The following is a 20,250-nucleotide window of genomic DNA, read 5'->3' on the forward strand; positions in this document are numbered from 1 at the left end:
TGCCCGTGCGCCGCAGGCGTGGACGGATCGGAGTGCAGCCTGCGGGCACTGGTCCGGTCAGCGGCGAGAGCCGCGTGGATGCGACCGCCGCCCTGAGCACGGACTGGAACAGGCGACGCTGGAGGTAGTGCTGGAACGCCTGCGCTCCTGGAGGCGGCCTTACGCCCCACGGCTCCGGACTGGCTGTGCGAGATCGAGGCCGTGCAGGTGCTGCGGAATGCCTGGGTCCAGCAGTACCACCGCGACGAGAAGGGGGTGCGCCGGCGGAAGGGAAAGGCCCTCCCGGCGGTTCATCACCGCTTGTGCTCGCCCTATGACACCGATGCCCAGGAGGAAGCCCACCGCCTTGCTCCACGCCGTCGAGCGGCGTGCCGAGGCCGACGACTGATCGGTCTCGTGGAGGTCGGTCGCGATGTCGAGAACGAGCTCAACGGGACGGCGTGACCGGGGACCACACGCCCACTTGGGGGGTGCGCTCGCCCCTTGAGGGGAATCGCTCGTGTCCATGCTCATCCCAGCGGAGTGGCGTCCCACGGTTGGGAGCGGATCCGTACGCCGCTGATACCCGGCACACCGAGACGGTGTCGCCGAAGCTGCCGGAACCGGTCGGCCGTCCCGGCCTGAGCCAGCAGCGGAGCGGCTGTCCTGCAGCAGGTTCGCGAGGAGGCCTGGTATCCAGTTCATTACGTTGGTGCACGTACGTGCTCCAGGTCCTGCGCTACCTTTCCTCAGAGGGACCGTACACACGGACGGCCCCACCCTGGGCGCCCTGCACAGTCACTTATGTGGCTCCCGCTACACAGGAAGGCGTGAGCGTGCATCACGAGGCGGGACAGGGGGCTTGCGAGTGAGTCGGGCCATGCAGGCGTTCGTCGCAGCGGGCCTGGTGATAGGCGTGGCCGGGTACACCGCGACGGAAGTCCTTAACGCCAACACGCGGCCCGTTCACGCACCGGAGCCGACGCCGTCCGATGAGCCGCGGGAGGTTCGTCCCACTCTGGCGTGCGACTGGACACCCACTGCTGCTCCCACCGACCCCGTGCCGCGCACGATCGTCGTGATTGCATGTGATCCGTCCCTGAACCAGAAGGGCGGATGAACTGCGATGCCCGGGGCCGGGGCGAGCAGCGGCCATACCTATCCTGTTCGCATCACAGCAGCGTGTGCGTCGGTGTATCTACGGTGTTCCAGGCTCGACACCACTTCCAGGGACAAGGACGGCACGGATGACCGAACATGCTCGGGTTCAGGCGGCATGGGAGCGTATAGAGGAGTGGCTGAGCAGGTACGCGCCGCTTTCTCACAGCTTGCTGCGGGAGCCGGCGACACCTGAGCAGATAGAGCAAACCGAACAGGTCATAGGCGTCGCCTTACCGCTGGCCATGAAGGCGCTCTACCTGATCCACGACGGGGTGCGCGGCGCGGACCTGGACGAGCTCGGCGAGCAGCCGTTCGCACCACGCGGCGAGGACGATCCGTGGCACCGGCAGGCTAACGCGGTGGACTTCATGCCGAACGGCCAGGCGTGGCTCCCCCTCGAGCACGTGATCACTGCTCACGGTGGGCCCCTGTCGGCCCTGTCAGGCTTGTCCGATCAGGAAACCCTGCCCTACGTGCCCGTCACCGCCAGCGCCAAATACACCATGATGGACGGCACATACCTCGACCCCACAACGGGATTGCTGGGCACATGGGCGGATGCGCAGGAGCCGATATCGCTGGCCGTCGGCCTGGCCGAATGGCTGGAAGACGGCGCCACCGCCCTGACCGAGGGGCGCCCCACCCGCATCCTGGGAATGCGCCCTTACATGACGCCGACCGGCGACGGGCTGACCTGGTTCGACCCCGACCCCACATACGAGCAGGACGGATGGCGGCCCGTCACGGCCTGAATGCCACCGCCGCATGCTGAGGGGCTGGCCCCCGAACCCCACGTGCGTTCACGGGCCAGCCCTTCGCGGAAGGAGTCAGGGCGCTACGGACGCTGTGCGCACGTGATCACGTCGGCTGTGGAATCGCAGTCCTGGAAACCGTCGATATCCACCCAGTACGTGTCCTTGTCCAGCATCCGGAACGTGGGTGCGAACGACGACCCGAACCGTGCCATCGACTGGGAGTTGACGTTCACCGACATCGACGATCGCCCACAGGTCTCGTCCCAGGTCGGCGCCGCATAACGCTCATCGTCGTACAGCCGGTAGGTGCCGTCCGCCAGCTGCTTCTCGTACGTTTGGACGCACTCCCGCCCCTGTAGGGCATCCGACACCGGCTTGGGATTCAGGCCACCCTCGCTTGTGGGCATGCCGGCCGACTCGTACGTCGCGTTGAACGAGTACTCGTCGCAGGAGTGAACCGCCCCGGTTCGAATAGAGACTCGATTCCATGTAAGGATTGAGTCATGGCACGCCCCTCCTCCTATCCCCTTGAGCTGCGCAAACGAGCGGTCCGCATGGTCGCCGAGGTCCGCGGTGATTACCCGAACGAGTCGGCCGCGCTGAAGACGGTCGCCCAGAAACTCGGCATCGGCTCGGCCGAGACCCTGCGGAACTGGGTCAAGCAGGACGAGATCGACTCCGGTCGGCGGCCCGGCACGACGTCGGAGGAGTCCGCGGCGATGAAGGCCCTGAAGAAGGAGAACGCCGAACTCCGCCGCGCGAACGACATCTTGAAAGCCGCGGCAAGTTTCTTCGCGGCCGAGCTCGACCGGCCACACACACGCTCGTAGCGTTCATCGACGAGCACCGGGCCCGCTTCGGCGGTGTCGAGCCGATCTGCCGCGTGCTCACCGAGCACGATTGCAAGATCGCCCCTTCCACCTACTACGCCCACCACAAGCGGCTGGCCGAGCCGTCCGCGAGGACCGTGCGCGACGCCGGGCTGAAAGAGAAGATCAAGGAGATCTACGCGTCCAACTACCGCGTCTACGGGGCGAGGAAGATCTGGCGCGAGCTGAACCGCCAGGACATCCCGGTGGCCCGCTGCGCGGTCGAGCGGCTGATGCGCGAGCTGAACATCGCCGGCGCGGTGCGCGGCAAGAGGGTCATCACCACGATCCCGGACGAGAAGGCCGAGCGGGCACCGGACCGCGTCGAGCGCGACTTCGTCGCCGAGGCGCCCAACCGCACCTGGGTCGCGGACTTCACCCACGTGGCGACCTGGGCGGGCGTCGTCTACGTCGCCTTCGTCGTGGATACCTTTTCACGTCGCATCGTGGGCTGGTCCGCCTCCACATCGAAGGAGACCCAGCTCGTCCTGGACGCGCTGGAGATGGCACTGTGGCAACGCGACCGCGACCAACACCCGTATACGCACGGCGAGTTGATCCATCACTCCGATGCCGGGTCGCAATACACGAGTTTCCGTCTCGCCGAGCACCTGGATGCCGCCGGTCTCGCGGCGAGCATCGGTTCCGTCGGGGACGCACTGGACAACGCCCTGATGGAATCGACCATCGGTCTCTACAAAACCGAGTTGATCAAGCCGCAACGGCCCTGGAAGACGCTCTCCCAGGTCGAGCTGGCCACCGCCGAATGGGTCGACTGGTACTGCCACCGGCGCCTCCACGGTGAAATAGGCCACGTCCCGCCCGTCGAGTACGAGAACAACTACTACCTCGCGACCACGAAACCCCAGGTCACAACCGCTATCTGAGCTCTCTACCGAACCCGGGGCGGTTCAGAGCGTGAGTCCTTGTTGGAACTGGACAGCTCTGGATGCAGGGCCGTGTCCTTGCGGTAGACCATCTTGTTTGCTGCCGCGCCGTAGCAGGTCCGGTACCGGTTCGCGGTTTCGCTGCGGCCGGTTCCGGTCGCTCCTGCCGCATTGCGGGACTTGCCCGGCAGGTAATGCAGCGGGGTGACCGGTGTCTGGCCGAAGAATTCCGGGGCTAGCCGGTTCTGGATCAGCCAGGCGTGGGCCGCGGCCGCCGGGAACTTCCTGGAGTTCATCGAGTAGCCGGGGCTGTATGAGGGGACGACGCAACCGCCGCTGCCGTACACCTTGTCGCAGCGGATGTCGAACGGACCGGAGGACGCCTTGTCCTGGGTGACGACCATGCCGGGAGTGTCAGTGGTGAAGGTAGCCCCCACCAGGAGGGTAAGCACCTTGGACAGGTCCTTGTCCTTCAAGCCGGCGGCGTTCGTGACGCTTCCGTCCCATGTGAAGTCGGCCGTGCCCTGGGCCATGTGCTGATCGGCACCGGAGGACCATGAGGGGGTCCGGCCGGTCTCCCAGTCGAATCCCATGCCACTGGTGCAACCACCGTTGGCGCAGCCGGTGATCACGTTGAACGCCATGGCCTTCGGGGAGGACGGCCACTGTTCCTGAACGGTGGGCATCAAGGGGTACATCTGGAGGAACGTTTTGATCGCGTTGGTCTTGGGATCCAGCTTGACCTGCCACATGACGTCCCAGGACTGCCGGTAGATGCCCTTGTCGCTGGTGCCTTCCAGGTTCCAGGTGAACAGCAGACAGGCCTCGGTGCGGCGGATGAACGACTTCTGATCGATCTTCGTGGAGTCGCACCATGACGGGTCCAAGATTGGACCGGTGTAGGCGCTGGCTGCGAAGGTCGACGCGTCTGTCTGATGCTGTTGCTTCTGGTACTGCTTGAGTGCCTTGGCAGCCTTTGGAGAGCGCTGCTTCTGGGGCGTCATGGTGATCGTGACATCCCCGGCCTTGGTGACCTTCTTCTTCGGGGAGAGCAGCGGGGGCGCGTCCACGGTGACGTTCCCCGAGCTGGTAATGGTGTTCCAGCCATTCCACCCGAACGCCGGATAGGGATTGTCCCAGTCGGCAGGGCCCACCGCTGCCGTGTCCGGCTTGTTCAGGGTCATGTCGACCTTGTGGCTCCGAGGCGCCGCAGTGGCTCCCGCGATGAAGCCGTACTCGGCGGTGGTGCCGACGTTGTCCGCGCGGTCGACGGCTTGAGTGTCCACGTGATGCGCACCGTCGGTCGTGGGCGTAGCGGTGAAGGAGCCGGAAGTGCCGGAAGTAGTCGAGGTCGTGTTGACCGTCGTCCACGTGCCACTGCCTGCTGCGCCCGCGTCGGGGTCGGGGTCCTCGCCGTCCACCCGGTACTGGAGCCGGTTGGCGTCATCAGCGGTAGTCGCCGTCCAGGTTCCCGCCTGGCCGGCCCCGCCGCCGTAGTCACCCTCGGGGTACTGGCTGGAGGCCACCGGGGATGGTTCACCAGGTGCGGTGGTGTCGACGACGAACTGGGTCCACGGTGACCAGGAAAGGTTGTAGTGGGTGCCGTCGTAGGCATTGGTACGGAACTTGTAGGTCTTGCCGTCCGTGAGTTGCCCTGCTGGCACCACGACGCTGACTGGCTTGCCCTGGTTGCCGTAGTCGGAGACGAGCAGGCCGTCTCCGAGCGGCGTGGTGATGGGAGTGTTGGTGGCGGCGTCGTAGACCTGGAATGTGCCGTTGACTGTGTCACCGTCGGGGTCCGTAAAGGTGTCCCGCAGGGTCGGCGTGGTGGTGTTCACCGCCCACACTCCGGCATAGGACTTGAACGGCGCCCCGGCCTGCCGGTCAGTGCCGTCCGAGGGCCGGTAGTTGTAGTTCACGGTCAGCTTCGGCTGGTTTGCGGTGGCGTTGCCGGAGTTGACGCGCTTCCAGGCGCGAGTGTCGTCGGTGGCCGCGCGCAGTCCCATGTAGCCGCGGGTGGCCTTGGCCGATGCCCACGTCTGGACGAGTGTGTCGACGTCGGCGTTGATCCACCCGTCGGGCTGGGTGCTTGTGCAGTCCGGGTTGCCTCGGGTCTGCGTCGAGGAGTGGTACTGCTGGTTCCACGTGGGCTGGCTCGCCCACCGTGAAGAGGTGGACGCCGCAGTGGTGTCCCAGACGGTCCACTCCTGCGCGACGCAGTCAGTGTTGCCCGAGTGGAAGTTCCACAGTGCCAGATTCGTGTCGGTGATCAACGCGTCCTGGATCGGCGTGGTGTTCCAGTGGATGAAGGACCGGGCCACACGGGTCGTGCCATCGGCGTTAGTAGTGCCCGGGTTGCCGAAGTCCAGCTCGGTGTCCGTCGACAAGTCCACGGTCTCACCGCGTTGCACGTAGGTGTCGAACGTGGAGGCCAGAGCCGAAGTCGAGGGGTCGACCGTGACCGGGTACTGCGTGGCGGGATCGGCGAGGAAGGCCGGGCTCGGCGTGACTACCAGATCGATGCGGCCTGTGCCCTTGTTCACGACCTTCATGTCGACGCGGGTCCGGCGGGTGTGCTCTCCGGATCGCTTGTCCACAGACGCGTCCCACATGACAGGGGCAGGCATCGTCGCCTGCCGCTGGCCGGTCCTGGCGTCGCTGAAGGTGACGGACCCGTCCTTGTTCGCCTTCGCCTTCAGGCCCTTGGCCTTGACCGGCAGCGTGTACGAGTACGGGTCGGCCGGCCGGTCGTGGATCTGAACAAACTGTTCGAAGCCGGTTCGCGTGGCTTCAACGATCACATCGGCGCCAGGAACTGCCTCGCGGTAGCGGGCGGTGTTGCCACGAAGCTCAGGCGCGGGCAGGCCGCCCTTCCACTGCAGCGTCATGGCCTGTTCCCCGCTGCCAAGGGTGACCAGATCCCGCGAGGCCGCTTTCCCAGCGGCGGACAGAGACTGCGAGGGGGTGCCGCTCTGGCCAGTCAGACGCAGGCCGTTGGGATGCTCCTTCGCCCTCACACTTCCGTCAGCGGCCATCGCTAAAGTGACGTCGACCTTGTGCCACTTGCCTCCGCGCCAGACCCGTTCAGGACCGGGAGTCATCTCGGTGGTAAGCGTTCCGTCAGGATTGGCGACGGTGACGGACGTGGCCGTCGTCTCGTCGTACGCGACCACCTTCCTGCCAGTCTTCTTCCCCTCCAGGATCGCCCACGCCTTGGAACCCTTGGTGTGCTGGGCAGCCCATTCCATGTCGGCCTTGAGAACCTCAGCCCTGGACGGCTGGGGAACCGCAACCGTTCGCTCGGCGGCGGGCGCCGCAGCGGCCTTCCCCGTTACAGCGATGCCGGCTTCGGCGACCAGCAGCAGCGCAGCAGCCACGGCAAGTCGGTTGAGACGTCTGCGTCTTGGTATCGATGGTTGTGTGGATGGATGCACGAGTGCTGTGTCCTTCCCCATGGGGCGACTCAAACTTCTGCGCGGAACCGCGCAAGCAGGACCATAGGCGGGAAGATCAACGTCACTGAAGATGAATTCAGGGCACGTGATCATGTCGAGAAAAGACCGCGCGGAAACTGCGGCCAGCAGCAGATCCTATGAGCGCAAACGTCAGATGGATCACAACGACAGCACGTCAGTAAAAGCCACGACGCTGGACATAAGCGAGTCGACCACCTCGACTTGCCGAGAAAATGGACGGGCCAGGACACTAAGAAGCAACAGCATCAAAATGACATCCTCACAGGCACCAAATAAGCGCGACCTGTCGGGAGAATAAGGGCAACAGGGACACAAGCATCCCCTGGTCATGTGGCTGATATACAGACCCAAGCGCATCGGTGGGCGTAGAACAGTCGCCAACTCCCAGGCATCCGACGTGACCTGCATCACTTATAGGTGCAGCCCTGTGACGATCTCGCATCACGATCCGCTGCATACATGGGAGGCCACGCAGCCAATCTGACAGGGGCGGAGACCAGGAGATATGCAGGCCAACGTGACCGTGAACGCCATGCTGCGCACACCTGTTGGCATATGGCGCGCCGGCAAAGCCACCTAAAAACTCGACACCGTGATCGCCGCTCGCAGTGCTGCCGAGAGCCTGGTCGGCTTGCGGCGCCAGTGGGTCAGATTTCAGATCTTCTGTCGCCCACCCGCCAAATAGCCGGCGATGACCCTATTCCGAATGGCAGGAACTCTTGCGGACGAGCAGTATTTGAACCCGCCCAAGGGATGGATATGGACGGTCAGGGCGATCCGTCAATCCCCTCTTTGAATTCGGCCAGAAGATGAGATAAGCGCTGACGGTCTGTCATTGCCGGCCTAAAGGGAGGAGAAGCCGACCCTGCGGGGAGGGGAGGCTCGGCAGGCATCCGAGCATGCTAGGCAGTGGGCTGCCGATCAAGGCTCGCTCATGAGCAGAAAAGGCAGTGGCTTCGGTGCTTACGCGTGGGGATGCTCGGGTCGTGAGCGACTTCAATGTGCTGCCGCCGCCCAGCCGTGAAGAAGTATCGGCTTGTTGGAAGTCGCTGATCTTTGGCGACCTGAGCCGTGAGGCTGCCCATGGCTGGGCGGCTACGTGGGTGGAAGGCCCCAGTGTTCCCGACTACCCGGATCCCCTGGTCCTGACAGCCCTGCAGTTCCTGCACGGTTTTGACCTGAGTGTCGACCCGCAGCACCCCGGACTCGTGAGACATGGACAGGGCATCGCCTGGTGTCGCTCGATCCAGGACATCAGCGATGAGTTCAGCCGATGGCAGGCGAACTGCGCCGTCTACGATTCCGACCCTCGTCTGGCGACAGTCCATGTTGAGGCGGGCGCGGTCCTTTATCGAGGCCGAGAGGGTCAGAAACCGCCGGGATGGCGGACCTGCATCGGCTGGATGATGCGCCGCATCACCGACGCTCCCGGGTAACTGATCGTTTCAGAATGGATTGAGCTGCGGGTCTTGTGCTCGACGATCTTGGTCGGCAAGATGTCCAGGGTGGGTGCTCATCTTGTTCCTGACGCCCTATGGGAGCGAGTGGCCCCGCTGCTGCCGCCTGCTCCCGAGCGGCGCCGTCGCCACCCCGGGCGGCTGCGCGTTCCCCGACCGAGTGGTATTCGCTGGTGTGATGTATGTGCTGCGGACCGGTGTCGCATGGCGTGATGTCCCTGCGGAGACGGTGGGCTGCTCCGGGGTGACGGCCTGGCGCCGGTTGCGGGACTGGACCCGAGGCTGGCGTGTGGCCGCGCCTGCACGAGGCCCTGCTGGCCGAGCTACGCTGTGCCGGCCTGATGGAGCTGGATGACTGCTCCGTGGACGGGTCGCACGTCCGGGCTCTCAAAGGGGGATCATGTCGGCCCCTCACCCGTCGACCGTGCTCGCCCCGGCTCGAAGCACCACCTGATCGTCGATCGTCACGGAACCCCGCTTGCCGGGACTCTCACCGGCGGCAACCGGCACGACGTCACCCAGCTCCTGCCGCTGCTGGACGCCATCCCCCTGATCCGGGGACTGCGCGGACGCCCCCGCAGCAAAGCCCGGCGCCTGTACGCCGACCGGGGCTACGACTTCGACAAGTACCGCCGTCTGCTGTGGAAGCGCGGCATCAAACCCGTGATCGCCCGGCGGGGCTTCGCACACGGTTCCGGACTGGGCAAGGTGCGCTGGGTCGTCGAGCGCGCCTTCGCCTGGTTGCACCAGTTCAAGCGGTTCCGCACCCGCTACGAACGACGCGCGGATCTCCACCAGGGCCTTCTCGAACTGGCCTGCAGCCTGATGTGCATCCGACGTCTATCCGGCAGCCCTGCGGGATCAACTAGGAGTCCGAGCGCAGCCCCAAGGTGCTGTGCTGAATCAGGCCAGCCGGGGCATCGGCAGAAGGCGACTTCCGACGCGTAAACTCCACCAGCTTCGAGCGGAGGTCAGGCGCTGGTTCACCGAGCACGATGGCGCTGATCACCAACTCAAGCATGACGCAGTCGTAGGCATCGTCCGTGCCTCCATAGCGCTCGGAATCACGTTCGACTACGGCACTAGCGATCCGCCATCCACCGCCACCAACCGGCGTGAAGGTCGCCGCGAAGACTCCGTTACCGGTCCAGCTTCGATGCAGGAAGACCACCTCGCCTTCCGTGAAGACGTCCCACTTCTCGTCCATGTCCCGCGACGCGTAGCCGCGCTGGCGACCGAGCTACGCGTTCGTCAGCAGGCATGGAGTGATCCTACGGACGAAGCCGAGCGTGACTGCATCCCCTCCCTCAGCGACCTCATTGTGAAACGACCTGTGAGCCAAAGGGGAGCCTAGGCAAGCCGCAGGTGGGACGCCTGAGCGGCGGCGAGCACGTCCCACACGCGGCTGGCACTTATCGATGGGGCCATCATGTCTCTCAGCTCCATCTCATGCCGATTGTGGTGAGCTCTTCGACCCGCTCGGGCGCGAGCCGGTCCTTACGTGCCTTCGAGTTGGCGATGAAGACTCCGAGGGCGTGGTCGGTGCCGTCGACGGTTTCGATGTGTGGTCGGGGGCGTTCAGGTGTCCTTCGCGTTGTGCGTACTGGCGGGCGGCGGTGAGGTTGGCGGCCCACATCTCGGCTCGGCTACGCCGTGGCGTAGCCGTTGTCCGGGCAGAAACCGGCACCGTTTCTTCGAGGGGCTCGAGTCCGAGCACCTCGGCGAGCAGCCACTATGGGCGTGTCACTGCGGTGTGGAACTGGCTGTCCGTGGCGCGTCGTGAGGGCAGGACGGGGCCGCGGCCGCAGCCGCGGTTTTATGTGACGCGGGAGATCCGAGAACTTCTCGCGCTGTGGGGTGGGAACGTGGCTGCCGGCCATAGGGAATTGGTCGCTGAAGCGGCCGCCGCTGGAGATGTGAGCGCCGTGCCTTCCCTGTCGAAGCCGCCCGCCGGGCCCAGACACCGACGAGTGGAAGGACCGCTACGCGACCAGAGCCGGCGTCGAAGGCACCATCTCCCAAGCCGTCCGCGTCACCGGGATCCGCCGCACCCGCCACCGCGACCTGCCAGCAACCGGCCTCGGCCACGTCTTCGCCACCACCGCGCTCAACATCATCCGCATCGATCGATGGCTGACCGGCACCCCACTCGGCGGCACCCGCACTTCCCACCTCGAATCCCTCATCCTCGCGGCCTGACAGCCCGAATCACGCCCCCGACTGCGGCTGGTCGGGCAACGCCGACCACAACGCAGCCCGGAACATGTTGCACCTGTACCGGATGGACCTCGCGCTCATCCCGGCTGCCGGGAGGGCAGTCGTCAGGCGCGCGAAGCGCGTCAAGCCCGCTGCCGCAAGGTAAGCAGGAATCTCCTGGCTCCAGCCGGGAGAGCACTTCAAGGTTCGATCGTCAGTACCTGTTCCCAGCGGCGGCGTGGTGTGCGGGGCCCCGCCGGGCCGTATCCCATGCGGATGATCATCTGCGCGTGTCCCGTGCCGAAGACGGGGTCGCGCAGGATCCACCGCAGGTCCGGCCATTCGAGGGGCTGCGTCGCGAATGAGGTGGATACGTCGTGGAGTGTGGCGGTGAGCAGGACACGTTCCAATGCCTGGCCGGCGCGCAACCAGTCCACGGGGCGGTCGCCCGCGGTGCTCAGAAGGGCCAGCTGCGGTTGGCTTTCGAACGGGACGCGCGCTCGGCCCGCCAGGACGGCGGTGCCCGCGAAGTCGCGAGTCGTTGCTCGTCCGGACGCGTCGCAGGGTCCGAAGGCGTAGTCCGGGACCCCGTCGACGGGAGCCTCTGTCTGTGTGTCCCGGGTCCAGTGGTGCTGCTCCGCTTCCCGCGCCGGGTCCCCTCGGTCGTATCCCTCGGCGTCCCGGATCAGCTCCAGCACGGTCTCCAGATGCGTCGGGGTCAGGAACGAGAAGTCCGCTCCTTCGGCGCGGGCCGCGTCGGCGAAGAGCAGGCGGATGTCCTCGGGTATCGCCCGGGCGTCGAATGGGTACCGGCTGGTGTGCCGGTCCCGGATGGCGCGGTGGAGCCCGACGAGCGCGGCATCCCGGGGTTTTTGAGGGGAGTCGCTCAGATGGTTGCTCGCCAGGAGTGCCTGGTCCGAAGGGACGGGCAGCAGTGTCGTCTCCATGGAGAGGCCCTGGTGGGCTGCGGAGACTCGCAGGTTCAGGAGGGCCGCGCCGCATCCCACGTGCAGTGCGCGGGTGGACGGGTCGGCCTCCGGCATGGCACGGTCGAAATCCGCCCGAAGGGCGAGAGTGCGGCTCGAACGCTTGTAGTCGAAGTGCCAGGGCTGGGCATTGTGCATCGACGGTGCTGCGGTGGCATCGGAGACGAGGTCGGCCAACGTCGTGTCGTCGAGCGTCTGCGCGAGCATCGGGGGCCTCCCGGAGAGCAGGTATCGGTTGACGCACCTTCAGGATGAAGTGGGCGTCCTCCCCGGGCGTATGGGCCGTTCGTCCCTGGGCCGGGCCGGACGGCCCCTGGGCGGGGCCGTTCCGGATGGGCCGGCAGGAGGGCCTTCGGACGTGGACGTGTTTCCCGCCGCAGGGTTGTGGCGCACGCGCCTGGGCACATACCCGTTGAGCGCCAGGAGGTGGTGGCAGTGAGCCGCATCAGAATCGTCCGCCGTCCACCGCCTGTCTCGGGGCCGCCGCCCCTCGACCTGCGAACCCCGTCCGGGCGGCCTCTGCCCTACTGAGAACCACGACGCGCCCGCGTCCTGGAACCGTGATGCCATGAATGAAGACCCTGACGAAGGGACCGCCCCATTCATGGCCGCCGTACCGTCTCCGGCACCGTGCCTGCGCTCTGTGCGGGCCGTGGTCTTCGACACCGACGGAGTGATCACCGACTCCGCCCGGAGTCATGCCGCGGCCTGGAAGAAGGCGTTTGACGCCTGTCTGTCGGAACGGGAGGGGCAGCGGCCCTTCGATCCGGTCGCCGACTATCTCCGCCACGTCGACGGCCGTTCACGGCGGGACGGTGCGGCGGCCTTCCTCGCGTCGAGAGGGCTGGACCTTCCCGAGGGCAGCCCGGACGACCCACCGGGCACCGCGACGGTATGGGCGGTCGCCGCACGCAAGGACGAGCTGTTCACGGAAACGCTGCGCACGCACCAGGTCGATGTCTGGCCCGGCACGGTTCGCCTCCTTCAGGCGCTGCGAAGCGAAGGGGTGCCCTGTGCCGCCGTGTCCGCTTCCCGACATGCGACGGAACTGCTGTCGCGGGCCGGACTCATCGGGCAGTTCGGGGCCGTGGTCGACGGGAATGAGGTACGGCGGCTGGGGCTCGCGGGAAAGCCGGATCCCGCGCTCTTCGTGGAAGCGGCGCGGCGCCTCCACGTCCCGGTTCCGGAATCCGCTGTGGTGGAGGACTCCCTGGCCGGTGTCGAGGCCGGCCGCCGCGGCGGATTCGGGCTTGTCGTCGGCGTGGACCGGACAGGCAGTGCCGGCGGCGCCGCGGACCTGCGACGCCGCGGCGCCGACATCGTGGTGTCCGATCCCGGTGAACTGCTGAGCGACGTGGACGACTGATGGCGGGGGCCTGGGAATGGTCGTACGAGGGGTACGAGCCGGAAGAGGAGCGGCTGCGCGAGGCGCTGTGCACACTCGGCAACGGATACTTCGCCACCCGTGGAGCCGCATCCGAGACATCCACCAACAGGTCTCACTACCCGGGCACCTACCTGGCGGGCTGCTACGACCGGCTGATCTCATCGGTCCAGGGCCGGACGGTGGAGAACGCCGACCTGGTCAACCTGCCGAACTGGCTGCCGCTGCGCTACCGCATCCGCCCCGTCGGCGCACACCCCGGACCGTGGCTCTCTCCGGACCACGGACACCTCAAGGAACACCGGCAGACTCTCGATCTGCGCCGCGGCACGCTGACCCGCCGGTCCGTCTACGAGGACGAGGCAGGCCGTCGCCTTGATGTCGAGCAGTGCCGTCTGGTGCATATGGGCACCCCGCATCTCGCTGCGCTGCACACGATTTTCACCGCGGATGGCTGGACGGGCTCGATCGAGGTGGAGGCGGCGATCGACGGCGACATCCGGAACACCGGTGTCTCGCGGTACCAGGATCTGTCCAACCGCCACCTGACCGGCTGGTCGACCGGAGCGGAACAGGACAATGTGGTGTGGCTGAGATGCCGCACCGTGGAGTCGGACATCGGCTTCGCGCTGGCCTCCCGCACTGTCGACACGTCCGGCGGTCCTGGGCGGCACACGGATGAGTCCGGTCGGCATTCCCGTCCCTGGCAGACTCCACGGCAGATTTTCCAGACACTGGTGCTTCCGCTGGATCCGGCACGCGACGCCGTCGTGGACAAGACGGTGGCGCTGTACACGTCGCGTGACCCGGCGATCGGCAGTCCCCTGCGGGCTGCTGTGGCCGCTGTCCGGACGGCCCCGGAGTTCGCGGAGCTGCTGGCCTCGCACCATCGGGCGTGGGCCGGCCTGTGGCGGCGGGCCCGGATCGACGTTCCGGGCGAGGCGGGCAGGATTCTGCGACTGCACCTCTTCCATGTGCTGCAGACGCTGTCTCCGCACACCGCCGAGCTCGACGTCGGTGTACCGGCGAGAGGACTGCACGGTGAGGCGTACCGGGGCCACGTCTTCTGGGACGAGCTGTTCGTACTGAGGTTCCTGAGTCTGCATTTCCCGGAGGTGTCCCGGGGACTTCTGGACTACCGCTACCGGAGGCTGCCCGAGGCCTGCCGCGCGGCACGACAGGCCGGGCGGGCCGGGGCCATGTTCCCTTGGCAGAGTGCCGACGACGGTCGGGAGGAGGCTCAGGAACTCCATCTCAACCCGCGTTCGGGGCGCTGGCTGCCCGATCGTTCACGACTGCAGCACCACGTGGGTTCGGCCGTTGCCTACAACGTGTGGCAGTACTGCCAGGCCACCGCGGACACCGAGTACCTGCATTCCAAGGGCGCGGAGATGCTGCTGCAGATCGCCCGGTTCTGGGCGGCCGGTGCCGAATGGGACGCGTCGCTGGCCCGGTACCGCATCCGCGGTGTGGTCGGCCCCGATGAGTACCACGACGCCTATCCCAGAGGCGGGAGTGCAGGCATCGACGACAACGCGTACACGAACGTGACGGCGGCCTGGGTGCTGGCACGGACCACGGAGCTGTACCGCGACCTGCCCGAGCCACGGCGCAGGACCCTGTTGGAGCGCTTGGGGCTCGACCCCGCGGAGCTGGAACGGTGGGAGGACATCTCCCGGCGGCTGTATGTGCCGTACCACCGTGGTGTCATCAGCCAGTTCGCCGGTTACGGAGAACTCGACGAACTCGACTGGGCCGCTTACCGGGAACGCTATGGCGACATCCGGCGGCTCGACCGCATTCTTGAGGCGGAGGGCGACACGGTCAACCGCTACCAGGCATCCAAGCAGGCCGATGTGCTGATGCTCGGCTACCTCTTCTCACCCGGAGAGCTCGGCGGCCTGTTCCAGCGCCTCGGGCATGTGCTGGACGACGAGACCTGGCGCGCCACCGTCGACTACTACCTCGCGCGCACCAGCCACGGTTCCACCCTCAGCTCTCTGGTTCACGCCTGGGTGCTGGCACGGGTGCACCGCGAGGAGGCGTGGACCTACTGCGAAGAGGCGCTGACCGGTGATGTGGTCGACATCCAGGGCGGCACCACCGCCGAAGGCATCCATCTGGGGGCGATGGCCGGGACCCTCGATTTTGTGCAGCGTGGGATGACCGGGCTGGAGACCCGGGACGACGCGCTGTGGCTCTCCCCGGCCCCGCTTCCCCAGCTTTCCAAATTCGGCGTACGCATCCGATTCCGCGGACACGGGGACGTGGACCTGGGTATACGAGCGCAGCGACTCCGGATCGCGGTACCGCACTCGCACCACCCGGCCGTGCGGCTGATCCTGGGCGGCCACACCCACTTGATCGCCCCCGGCACCGCGCGATGGCTCGATCTGCCGTCGGGTCGGCGGCCTGACCGCCGTCACAGGACGGGCCGTCAGGGCTGAGACCGCACCATCGGCGCCCCCTCGTGGCTTGGATGTGTCCAACCTCGGTGGACGGGACGAGCCCTCGCGGTGGTCAGCGGGGGAGAGACATCTCGAAAACCGTGCGACCGGGTTCGCTGCTGACCTGGATGCTGCCCGCGTGCGCGGTGACCACGGCATGGACGATCGCCAGGCCGAGGCCGGTGCTGCCGGTCGCGCGGGAGCGGCTGCGGTCTGCCCGGACGAAGCGGCCGAAGATCTCGGGCTGCAGACTTTCCGGGATGCCCGGACCGTCGTCGGTCACGGTCAGGCGGACCGCAGCGCTCTCGGACACGAGGCGGACGGTCACTTCCGTGCCGGCGGGGGTGTGGGTGCGCGCGTTGGTCAGGAGGTTGCCGATGGCCTGCTGGAGGCGGTGCGCGTCACCGGTGACGGTCACGGGTTCTTCAGGGAGATCGAGAATCCAGCGGTGCCCGGGGCCGGCTGCGCGGGCGTCGTCGGCCGCGTCCAGGACGAGCAGGGTGAGGTCGACCGGCTCGTGTTCGAGTGGGCGCCCTGCGTCCAGGCGGGCGAGCAGGAGCAGGTCGTCCACCAGGTCACCCATGCGGCCGGACTCCGACTGGATGCGTTCCAGAGCGCGCCGGACGTCGGCGGGGACGCGCCCTCGGTGGCGCAGGGCCAGTTCAGCGTGACCGCGGATGTTGGCAACGGGGGTGCGCAGTTCATGGCTGGCGTCGGCGGCGAAGTGCCGCAGGCGTTCCTCACTCGCCTGCCGCCGGGTGAGCGCGTCCCCGACATGTCCGAGCATCCGGTTCAGCGCGGTGCCGACCTGCCCCACTTCGGTACGAGGGTCGGTGACGGGCAGCGGATCGGGCATGGCAACCTCGCCGCTGGCCAGCGGGAGCCGGGCCACGCCGACCGCCTGCTTCGTGACCCGTTGCAGGGGGCGCAGGGAGATCCGTACCCAGAAGGCCCCGGCGACTGCGGTGGCGAGCAGGGCTGCGCCGAACACGACTCCCTCCACTCCTTCGAGCCGGTGCAGTGTCTCTTCCACGGGGTGCAGCGGCAGCCCGGTGATCAGGACGTCCTGGTCGTCGCCCGGGACGGCGGAAACCCGGAAGGACCCGAGCCCGGAGAGCCGTACGCTGCGGCCTTTGCCATCGGCGGGGACCTCCTGAAGCGTATGCCGGTCGCTGCGGGTCAGCGGCACCTGTCGGACGTTCTGCTCGTCGACCACGGCCGCCTGGGTCACCCGGCCGTTCAGCAGTCTTGCGCCTAAGGTCTGGTCCGCCTGGCCCCGTGAGTCGGGTCGGTTGTCGGTGTCGGGCGTTGCTTCGTGCTCCAGGCTGGCGGCGAACCTGCCCCCGGACGCCGTCAGTTGCTGGTCGAGGCGGCGTACGAGGAAACCTTCGAGGGCGAAGACGGTCGTGAGGCCGACGGCGAGACAGGCGGCGGCGAGCAGCAGGACGAGCCCGGCGGTGAGCTGTCCGCGCAGCGTGTGCGGCGGTGGCCGCCTCATGAGGGATCCGGTTTCAGGACGTACCCCACCCCGCGCACCGTGTGGATCATGGGTGCGCGGCCCGCGTCGATCTTTTTGCGGAGATAGCTGATGTACAGCTCGACGACATGGGCTCGGCCGCCGAAGTCGTAGGCCCAGACCCGGTCGAGGATCTGCTCCTTCGACAGCACCCGGCGTGGATTGCGCATCAGGAACCGCAGCAGCTCGAATTCGGTGCGGGAGAGCTCGACGACCGCGCTGCCGCGTCTGACCTCCCGGGCATCCTCGTCCATGGTGAGCTCGCCGACGACCAGCCGGTCCCGGCCCGGGGCACCTGTCATTCCTGCCCGGCGCAGCAGCCCGCGCAGCCGGGCGAGAACCTCCTCCAGGCTGAACGGCTTCGTCACGTAGTCGTCGCCGCCCGCCGTGATGCCGGCGATCCGGTCCTCGACCGCGTCCCGAGCGGTCAGGAAGAGCACACATATGTCGCGTGACTCACGGTGCAGTTCCCGCAACACGCGCAGCCCGTCCATATCGGGCAGCATCCAGTCCAGGACGACCGCGTCCGGCCGGAAGACACGTGCGGTCGCGAGCGCGGAGGAGCCGTCGGCGGCCGTACGGACGTTCCAGCCCTCGCTCGTCAGGGCTCCGGCCAGCACCTCGGTGAGATCCGGTTCGTCGTCCACCACCAGTGCCCGCACCGGAGTCCCGTCCGGCCGCAGCAGGGGCGGCTGTGTGTTCTGTGTGTTCATGACCCGTCCAGCATCTCCCGATGCCGCACGTCGAGGGGGAGCGGCTTCCTTTGAGTTCTCTCTGAATCTGTCGGCCGCGTCCGAGCCCGGACGTCCGCGTGGGCTGCTCTCCGCCGCCCTGGTCAGTAGCGGGCGCTGCTGGCCTGCAGTAGTGGGGACACCGTCGACGGACGCCCGTCCACGGTGGCTCCGCCGAACTGGATCAACGGCGCCAACGTCCTGTTGTTGTCGGCCGGGAAGTTCAGCGTGGGAGCGGAGACATCATCCAGCACACCGCGCTGAGCCTCGGTGAGGGTCATGTCCAGGGCCTGCAGGTTGGCCTCGAACTGGTCGAAGCGGCGTGCGCCGACCAGGGTGGAGGTGATCCCGGGACGGCCCTGCACCCAGGCCAGGGCCACTGCGGCGGGACTGGCGCCCACTTCGGCGGCGACGGCGTTGAGTGCGTCGATCACGACATAGTCGGCCTCGCTCGGGGCACCGACCAGCTGCGTGCGCGTGGTGTCGACCGGACCGGTGGTGGTGCTGGAGTACTTGCCAGCCAAGAACCCGCTCTTCAGCGGGCCCCATGGCATCACGCCCATGCCCAGGGCCTGAGCCATCGGGATCAATTCCCCCTCCGAGGTGCGTTCGAGCAGGGAGTACTCCAACTGCAGCGCGATGATCGGAGCCCACCCGCGGAAGCGTGCGACGGTGGCCGCCTCGGCAGCGGCCCACGCCGGCACGTCGGAGAATCCGACGTAGCGGACCTTCCCGTCGCTGATCAGGTCATCCAGGGCGCGGAGGGTCTCCTCGACCGGCGTGGACGGGTCGAAATTGTGCAGCCAGTAGATGTCGACGTAGTCGGTCCGCAGACGTCGCAGCGAGTTCTCCAGCTGTTGCACGATCGCCTTCCGGCCGGCTCCGCCGCCGTTGGGGTCGTTCTCGTACAGGTTGCCGAAGAACTTCGTGCCGATCACGACTCGATCACGCAGCGCGGACCGGTCGGCGAAGTAATCGCCGATGATCTTCTCGGAGTGGCCGTTGGTGTAGATGTTGGCGGTGTCGATCGAGTTGCCGCCCCGGTCCAGATAGGCAGCCAGGATGTTCGCGGACTCCTGTGGGCTGCTGCCCCACCCGTGATCCTCACCGAAGGTCATGGTGCCCAGCGTGAAGGGGCTGACACGCAGACCCGAGCGGCCGAGCGTGACGTAGGAATCGAGCGACATGGTGGAACTCCCTGGCCGAAAGATGTTCGGGGACGCCGTGGGGGCCATCCCGGTGCCCCTCCATTCGACCTCGCCGCCTGGCGATCTCCTAGACCGATGCGGGCGGATCGTTGCATAATCCGCTCAACCTTGCCCGGATTGTGTTGGCCCCGCGCCCCATTCCATGGTCCACTGGTGTGGTGCATCACCTGGACGAAATCCGTAACCGGATCGCGCGGCTTGCCGCAGGCAGCCCACGTCCGGTGTGGATCGAGGACATGACGGTGTTCTCGACCGAGCACGTGACCGAACCGCTGGGCACGGTCACCGAACCCGTGATCGCTCTGGTGGCCCAGGGAGCGAAGCGCTCAGTTCTCAATGACCGCGTCTTCGACTACCACTCGGGCCAGTATCTGGTCGCGACCGTCGACCTTCCTCTGACCTCGCGGATCACCGACGCCACGCCCGCCGAGCCGTTTCTCGGTTTCGGGCTTCCGTTGCAACCCGCGATCATCGCGCAGCTGCTGGTGGAAGCCGGCCCCACCGACGTCCGCCCTCATGACGGACCGGGCATCGCGACCAGCAACGCCGACGAGAAGCTGCTCGACGCTGTCGTCCGGCTGCTGCGCCTGCTGGACGAGCCACGTGACATCCCGGTACTGGCGCCCGGCATCCGACGGGAGATCCATTGGCGACTGCTGAACGGGCCCCAGGCGGCCCTGGTCAGACAGATCGGTCTGGCCGACAGTCGGATGACCCTCGTCGCCCGCGCGACCGAGTGGATCAAGACCCATTATGACCAGGTGATTCGCATCGACGACCTCGCTCGCGAAGTCGGTATGAGCGTCTCCTCGCTCAACCGGCACTTCCGTGCGGTGACTGCTATGAGTCCGCTGCAGTATCAAAAGCAGCTCCGACTCCAAAAGGCCCGGATCCAACTCATCGCAGCGTCGCACGACGTGGCCGCGGTCGGACACGCCGTCGGGTACGACAGCCCGTCGCAGTTCAGCCGCGAGTACCGGCGCATGTTCGGAGCCCCGCCGGGTCAGGACGCAGCACGCCTCCAAACCGCGGTGATCGTTCAGGAGCAGATGTTCGGTCACGCGGCCTCCCGCCGTCGGGCCGCGCCGGTCAGGGGCACGGACCAGCAGGGCCGGCAACACCGTCGGCTCCACGAAGACCCTGGCTGACGGCCAGGGCTGCGAAGGGGAAAGTGGATCGGACGCCCTGGCCGGCGCAC

The 20,250-nt window shown here is 67.0% G+C and carries 15 protein-coding genes and 2 pseudogenes; 10 read left to right on the top strand and 7 right to left on the bottom strand.

Translation table 11 applies throughout. From position 1 onward, the window contains the following. The first annotated feature begins 1,226 nt into the window (after positions 1–1,226). On the top strand, positions 1,227–1,892 hold the full coding sequence (locus tag OHA03_RS38595) for an SMI1/KNR4 family protein (protein ID WP_267008659.1): 666 nt from the start codon (positions 1,227–1,229) through the stop codon (positions 1,890–1,892). An 83-nt stretch (positions 1,893–1,975) separates the two neighbouring features. On the opposite strand, the gene OHA03_RS38600 is transcribed toward OHA03_RS38595, so the two are convergent. Beyond that, positions 1,976–2,302 carry a hypothetical protein gene (locus OHA03_RS38600; RefSeq protein WP_267008660.1) on the bottom strand — a complete coding sequence of 109 codons (327 nt, stop codon included), beginning with the start codon at positions 2,300–2,302 and terminating at the stop codon, positions 1,976–1,978. Positions 2,303–2,398: 96 nt separating this feature from the next. On the opposite strand from OHA03_RS38600, the gene OHA03_RS38605 reads away from it, so the two are divergent. Further along, positions 2,399–3,651 (top strand): IS3 family transposase gene (locus OHA03_RS38605; protein ID WP_267007271.1). Its coding sequence is split into 2 segments (ribosomal slippage): positions 2,399–2,681 and positions 2,681–3,651, totalling 1,254 coding nucleotides; the frame shifts between segments, so codons are not numbered across the junction. Positions 3,652–3,656: 5 nt separating this feature from the next. Here the strand turns inward: OHA03_RS38605 and OHA03_RS38610 are convergent. Next, positions 3,657–6,899: a DNRLRE domain-containing protein gene (locus tag OHA03_RS38610; RefSeq protein WP_323181403.1), complete on the bottom strand. Its 3,243-nt coding sequence runs from the start codon at positions 6,897–6,899 to the stop codon at positions 3,657–3,659. 1,214 nt (positions 6,900–8,113) lie between these two features. Between OHA03_RS38610 and OHA03_RS38615 the strand changes: the two genes are divergently transcribed. The 3 genes from OHA03_RS38615 to OHA03_RS48115 all read left to right on the top strand — a co-directional run bounded on the left by OHA03_RS38615 (position 8,114) and on the right by OHA03_RS48115 (position 9,532). After that, positions 8,114–8,563 (top strand): hypothetical protein, encoded by a 450-nt coding sequence (locus OHA03_RS38615; RefSeq protein WP_267008662.1) that lies wholly within the window; start codon positions 8,114–8,116, stop codon positions 8,561–8,563. Positions 8,564–8,636: 73 nt separating this feature from the next. Next, positions 8,637–8,939: a transposase gene (locus OHA03_RS48110; RefSeq protein WP_354006169.1), complete on the top strand. Its 303-nt coding sequence runs from the start codon at positions 8,637–8,639 to the stop codon at positions 8,937–8,939. After that, entirely contained in the window at positions 8,936–9,532 is a 597-nt protein-coding gene (locus OHA03_RS48115) for an IS5 family transposase (RefSeq protein ID WP_354006170.1), read from the top strand. The genes OHA03_RS48110 and OHA03_RS48115 overlap by 4 nt, the downstream gene beginning before the upstream one ends. On the opposite strand, the gene OHA03_RS38625 is transcribed toward OHA03_RS48115, so the two are convergent. Next, the gene (locus tag OHA03_RS38625; RefSeq protein ID WP_267008663.1) at positions 9,450–9,791 is read right to left on the bottom strand and encodes a hypothetical protein; all 342 of its coding nucleotides are present in this window, start codon (positions 9,789–9,791) and stop codon (positions 9,450–9,452) included. The genes OHA03_RS48115 and OHA03_RS38625 overlap by 83 nt on opposite strands. Positions 9,792–10,555: 764 nt before the next feature. On the opposite strand from OHA03_RS38625, the pseudogene OHA03_RS48120 reads away from it, so the two are divergent. After that, a pseudogene (locus OHA03_RS48120) lies at positions 10,556–10,783 on the top strand (transposase); the annotation flags it as partial. A gap of 16 nt (positions 10,784–10,799) precedes the next feature. Further along, positions 10,800–10,946: pseudogene (locus OHA03_RS38630) on the top strand (RNA-guided endonuclease TnpB family protein); the annotation flags it as partial. A 34-nt stretch (positions 10,947–10,980) separates the two neighbouring features. Here the strand turns inward: OHA03_RS38630 and OHA03_RS38635 are convergent. Continuing rightward, a complete protein-coding gene (locus OHA03_RS38635; RefSeq protein ID WP_267008664.1) occupies positions 10,981–11,973 on the bottom strand; it encodes a nitroreductase in 993 nt (330 codons plus the stop codon). 397 nt (positions 11,974–12,370) lie between these two features. Here OHA03_RS38635 and OHA03_RS38640 point away from each other — a divergent pair, with 397 nt between their 5' ends. Both OHA03_RS38640 and OHA03_RS38645 read left to right on the top strand, forming a co-directional pair. Next, complete coding sequence (locus tag OHA03_RS38640; protein ID WP_267009619.1) at positions 12,371–13,132, top strand: HAD family phosphatase; 762 nt, start codon at positions 12,371–12,373, stop codon at positions 13,130–13,132. Then, entirely contained in the window at positions 13,132–15,597 is a 2,466-nt protein-coding gene (locus OHA03_RS38645) for a glycoside hydrolase family 65 protein (RefSeq protein ID WP_267008665.1), read from the top strand. The genes OHA03_RS38640 and OHA03_RS38645 overlap by 1 nt, the downstream gene beginning before the upstream one ends. 73 nt (positions 15,598–15,670) lie before the next feature. Here OHA03_RS38645 and OHA03_RS38650 read toward each other — a convergent pair whose 3' ends face one another. From OHA03_RS38650 to OHA03_RS38660, 3 genes are all read right to left on the bottom strand, one after another. Next, a complete protein-coding gene (locus tag OHA03_RS38650; protein WP_267008666.1) occupies positions 15,671–17,095 on the bottom strand; it encodes a cell wall metabolism sensor histidine kinase WalK in 1,425 nt (474 codons plus the stop codon). After that, a complete protein-coding gene (locus OHA03_RS38655; RefSeq protein ID WP_323181361.1) occupies positions 17,092–17,826 on the bottom strand; it encodes a response regulator transcription factor in 735 nt (244 codons plus the stop codon). The genes OHA03_RS38650 and OHA03_RS38655 overlap by 4 nt, the downstream gene beginning before the upstream one ends. A 122-nt stretch (positions 17,827–17,948) precedes the next feature. Then, a complete protein-coding gene (locus OHA03_RS38660) occupies positions 17,949–19,031 on the bottom strand; it encodes an aldo/keto reductase (protein ID WP_267008667.1) in 1,083 nt (360 codons plus the stop codon). A gap of 176 nt (positions 19,032–19,207) precedes the next feature. Here OHA03_RS38660 and OHA03_RS38665 point away from each other — a divergent pair, with 176 nt between their 5' ends. After that, positions 19,208–20,200 (top strand): AraC family transcriptional regulator, encoded by a 993-nt coding sequence (locus OHA03_RS38665; RefSeq protein WP_323181362.1) that lies wholly within the window; start codon positions 19,208–19,210, stop codon positions 20,198–20,200. Positions 20,201–20,250 lie beyond the last annotated feature (50 nt).

The sequence above is a fragment of the Streptomyces sp. NBC_00154 genome (genome assembly GCF_026342835.1).
Taxonomy (GTDB): Bacteria; Actinomycetota; Actinomycetes; order Streptomycetales; family Streptomycetaceae; genus Streptomyces.

Bases quoted from the DNA above. Each gene is read 5' to 3' on its own strand.
- OHA03_RS38600 (WP_267008660.1), bottom strand. From the start codon at position 2,302: ATGCCCACAAGCGAGGGTGGCCTGAATCCCAAGCCGGTGTCGGATGCC.
- OHA03_RS38610 (WP_323181403.1), bottom strand. From the start codon at position 6,899: ATGGAATGGGCTGCCCAGCACACCAAGGGTTCCAAGGCGTGGGCGATC.
- OHA03_RS38595 (WP_267008659.1), top strand. From the start codon at position 1,227: ATGACCGAACATGCTCGGGTTCAGGCGGCATGGGAGCGTATAGAGGAG.
- OHA03_RS38655 (WP_323181361.1), bottom strand. From the start codon at position 17,826: ATGAACACACAGAACACACAGCCGCCCCTGCTGCGGCCGGACGGGACT.
- OHA03_RS38660 (WP_267008667.1), bottom strand. From the start codon at position 19,031: ATGTCGCTCGATTCCTACGTCACGCTCGGCCGCTCGGGTCTGCGTGTC.
- OHA03_RS38645 (WP_267008665.1), top strand. From the start codon at position 13,132: ATGGCGGGGGCCTGGGAATGGTCGTACGAGGGGTACGAGCCGGAAGAG.
- OHA03_RS38625 (WP_267008663.1), bottom strand. From the start codon at position 9,791: ATGGACGAGAAGTGGGACGTCTTCACGGAAGGCGAGGTGGTCTTCCTG.
- OHA03_RS38635 (WP_267008664.1), bottom strand. From the start codon at position 11,973: ATGCTCGCGCAGACGCTCGACGACACGACGTTGGCCGACCTCGTCTCC.
- OHA03_RS38650 (WP_267008666.1), bottom strand. From the start codon at position 17,095: ATGAGGCGGCCACCGCCGCACACGCTGCGCGGACAGCTCACCGCCGGG.
- OHA03_RS38640 (WP_267009619.1), top strand. From the start codon at position 12,371: ATGGCCGCCGTACCGTCTCCGGCACCGTGCCTGCGCTCTGTGCGGGCC.
- OHA03_RS48115 (WP_354006170.1), top strand. From the start codon at position 8,936: ATGACTGCTCCGTGGACGGGTCGCACGTCCGGGCTCTCAAAGGGGGAT.